A 4,201-nucleotide genomic window follows, 5' to 3' on the forward strand; every position below is an offset into this window, starting at 1 on the left:
AAACAATCAACTATAAGCTTTCATTTTACTTTTCATAGTGATATTTAGCTTTTGGATAGCTATTTCACCTAAATCATGTCCTCTCGTTTGCCCTATTAGTTTTAACATTCAAACTTATTTATGCCGATAATATGCAAAGAATAAGTAACAAAAAAAGACTAGACTGTCTTGCATAGCAAAACAACCTAATCTTTCATTTTATCTTATTAATGTTTACGTTTGCGAGCTGACCATAGACCTGAAAGGGCCATTGAAAGCAGGCCTAGACCTGTTACAGATGCTAATTTTTGGTTAGAGTCACCTGTTTCTGGCAATACGGCGCTATTAGTTCTTTCTGTTTCTTGCTTAGCAACTATAGAAGAAGTTGGTGTAACGCTTGGTCCTGTAGGTGTTCCAGGAGTTTTTGGTTTTTGAGGAGTTGGTGGCGTCGTTGGTACTGGACGTGTTATGCGCTCAACAAGATAATTTTTATGCCATTTTACCTTAGGAGCTACAAGTTCTTTAGGTGAAACAGGTTTATTAGGAACATTAACTGTGACCATAGTTGGTGGTGTTGGAGCTGTTGGCTCTGTTGGTGGCGTTGGTTTTGTTGGCTCACCAGGTACCTCTACAACTACAGGTGTAGGTGGAGTCGGAGCCTTAGGTTCTACTGGTGCCGTAATCTTACGTGGCTCTACTGGCACTTCAACTAAAGTTGGAGTTGGCGGCGTTGGAGCTTTTGGTTCTGTTGGAGCCTTAGGTTCCTCTGCATCAACTGTAACAACAGTGTAGTTAGGTTCTGTCGGTGGTGTTGGCGCTTTAGGTTCTTCTGGTTTGCTTGGTTCCGCTGGAACTTCAACAACTGTCGGAGTTGGTGGCGTTGGAGCTTTTGGTTCTGTTGGAGCCTTAGGCTCCTCTGCATCAACTGTAACAACTGTATAGTTAGGTTCTGTTGGTGCCGTAGGGGCTGTTGGCGGAGTTGGTTCTGTTGGTACCGCTGGAAGAACTTCCAATGTAATCGTTGGTGGTGTTGGAGCCTTTGGTTCTTCAGGAGCTGTTGGCTCTTTTGGCGCTTCACCTGGATTTTTTGGAATACCAACATTTGAGTTAATCGCAAACCAATATACTGTTGGTTGACCAGCAGCATTAGCTCCATTAGCCGTAAATACCAAGTGACCATCAGCCATCTTCAAGCCTGCTCCACCATAATAGAGGTATGGAGAAGATGGATTATCCCAACCTTCAAGAGTCGTTGAAGATTCACCATTAAAGATAGATCCATGTTCAATGTATTGGTTATCTTTAAATGATGTCACCTCTTTTGTAGCAGAATCATAAGAAACACTTGAATTTGGAATTGGAATGTATTTATTGTTTCCAACATTTACAGATTCTTGGTGCTCTACATTTTCAAATTTCTTCTTAGGAGTAAAGATGATACGTCCTGAAGTTGAATCAATCGTATAAGAACCGATAACATCATCTTTACCGTCTAATGTGAACTCATCTGTTCCGATAGAGTGACCATTCCCAGCACCTGAAACATTGACTGAAGTTGCGTCAATAACAGTTTCTTCACTAACTGTAAATTCACTACCATTCCACGTTGCTTTTTGTGCCACAATCTTGATTGGGTTTTCAGCAGAGATAGTGACGTCAGCAGTACCAAAGTCAGCTGTTCCATTTTTAACAACAACTGCATTGTTTTCAATGCTCATTGATGAACCATCTGCATATGGATTCCAAGTTCCTCGAACAGTGTTACCATTTTTATCCTTGGCTTCTACTGTAAGGGCACGAGGTTTATCCCCACTATCTACATAAGAAGCACCTGTCCAGTGGTTAAGAGAGTTCAAAGCAACAATCGCATTGTGCTGTGTCAAATCAAACTTATTGCCATTACCATCATAGAATTCAACATCTACAGCAACTTTAACGGGTTTATTTTGGTCTGTTGAAGCACCGACTGTTAGTGTTACAGTTGGGTCTGAGCTAACGGCTGCAATTCCTTTACCGTCATTTGATGGAAGACTCAAAATTTCATAGCGATAAATCACGCGCTTGATCGGATGCATATCCGTATTTTCACGCATGCTTGACTGATTCAAGTTATCATAAGTAACAACAAATTTATCGCCTTCCTTAATTTGAATAAATTCAGTTTCATTATTGGCCCAAGGAGTAGTTGCTACAATATCTGAAGCTTCCAATTTATTGGAATCATACTGATGTACATTGCTTGTATTCAAACGAGCTTGAGCATCACGAGTGAGATAAGCACTGATGCCATCGATGGTATGAATGGCTCCACCTTCACGTTGGAAGGTCAAATCTTGAACAGTTTCTACATCTTTTAGATCTTGGAAACCATTATCATTCATGTACTTATCATAGGCTGCTTTAGCATCTTTGTACTGTGCCAAAGCTGTATGATATTCAGCAAGTTTTGTTTGGTAGGTAGCAAAATCTTTGCCGTATTGCTCTAAATCTACATTGTATTTTGCAAGCTCAACCTCATACTTAGCTTTTGCAGCATCTTCTTCTGCTTTAATAGCAACAAGTTGATCATAGGCTGCTTTATCTTTATCGTATTGCGCTTTCTTAGCTTGGTATTCTTGTAAATCTTTATCGTATTGTGCTTTAGCTGTATTATAAACAGCCATTTCTGCATCATACTTGGCTTTAGCTTCCGCATTTGCCTTATCAGCTGCTGTTTTTTCTGCTACTTTAGCATCGTAGGCTGCTTTAGCTGCATTATAAGTCGCTAAATCAGTTTGATATTTTTCATAAGCTGTATTGTATGCAGTAAGATCTTTTTCATATTGCTCTTGAGCAGCCTTATCTGTAATTTCTGCTTGCGTTTTCTCAGCTACTTTCACATCATAGGCTGCTTTTTTCGTGTTGTATTCAGCTAGAGCTGCATCATACAGAGCCTTATTTGCCTTATATTCAGACAAAGCTGCGTTGTATGTGACCATTTCTGCATCATACTTAGATTTAGCTTTTGCATTAGCTGCATCAGCGGCTGCTTTTTCTGCTACTTTAGCATCATAGGCTGCTTTAGCAGTCTTGTAGGCAGCCAAATCGCTTTGATATTTTTCGTAAGCGGCATTATAAGTAGCTAAATCTTTCTCATACCGCTCTTGAGCAGCCTTGTTTTCAACTTCTGTACGAACTTTTTCTGCTACTTTAGCATCATAAGCTTCCTTCTCAGCATCATATTTTGCCTTGTCTTTAGTATACTGAGCCATAGCAGCTTCATAGTTCTTTTTAGCAGTTTCATAAACGGCCAACTGTACCTTGTAATCGGCTTCTGACTTAGCATTAGCTGCATCAGCAGCTGCTTTTTCTGCTACTTTAAAATCATAAGTTAATTTTTGAGTATTATACTCTTCCAATGCTGCATCATAGGCTTTTTTATCAGCTTGGTATTTAGCTAACCCTTTTTCATAAGCAGCTTGATCAGTATCATACTGTGCTTTAGAAGCAGCGTTTGCTTTATCAGCTGCTGCTTTTTCGGCCACTTTAGCATCGTACTCAGCCTTAGCTTTATCATACTCAGCTACATCTTTTTTGTGGCTTTCTTTTGCTTTCTGATAATCCGAAACAACCGTATTAATCTCTTTTGATTGAGCTTGATTGTCAGCAATAGCACCCTCTAGGGATGTATGTGTTTGAGGTGCAGTTTCTTCGACTTCTACCCCTTCTTTTACCGCAGAAGTTTTAGCATCCTCAAGACTATCAGTTGTAACAACACTTGTTGTTACAGTGGTATTTCCTTCTTCTTTGACAGAAACAACTTGCTTCTCCGAATGATCAACAGTTGTTGCCGGATCAGCAGCAGTATCTGTTAGTACAGAAGCACTAAGTGGTGTATCAGTAGCAGCTGAAGTTGAAACCTCATCTGCATGTACACCAGTTGCCCCCATCGCAAGAATGGTTGTACCCAAAAGAACAGAAGCAGCTCCAAAGCTATACTTTCTGATTGAAAAACGTTGTGAATCTTTTCTTCCCATATCACACATTTCCTTCTATATTTTCTTAACACCTAAAGTCTATCACTTTTAAATTTTCTGTCAATAGAATCATCTTAATTTTTTTAAAATTTTACACTCATTTTCAATTTATAAGTATTATTTAATTGATTCTTTAATTTAAAAGGATAGATAGCTTAATTTTATATGTTACTTCTTCTGAAAATTAGAATTAAGTGGCTATAGAT

Annotated in this window: 1 protein-coding gene; it reads right to left on the minus strand. The window is 39.1% G+C overall.

What is annotated here, in order from left to right:
• Nucleotides 1-206 precede the first annotated feature (206 nt).
• A complete protein-coding gene (locus H7U01_RS09880; RefSeq protein WP_201041515.1) occupies nt 207-3,995 on the minus strand; it encodes a GbpC/Spa domain-containing protein in 3,789 nt (1,262 codons plus the stop codon).
• Nucleotides 3,996-4,201 lie beyond the last annotated feature (206 nt).

Origin of the sequence: Streptococcus sp. 21.1, assembly GCF_016648635.1 — a bacterium.
Classification (GTDB): domain Bacteria; phylum Bacillota; class Bacilli; order Lactobacillales; family Streptococcaceae; genus Streptococcus.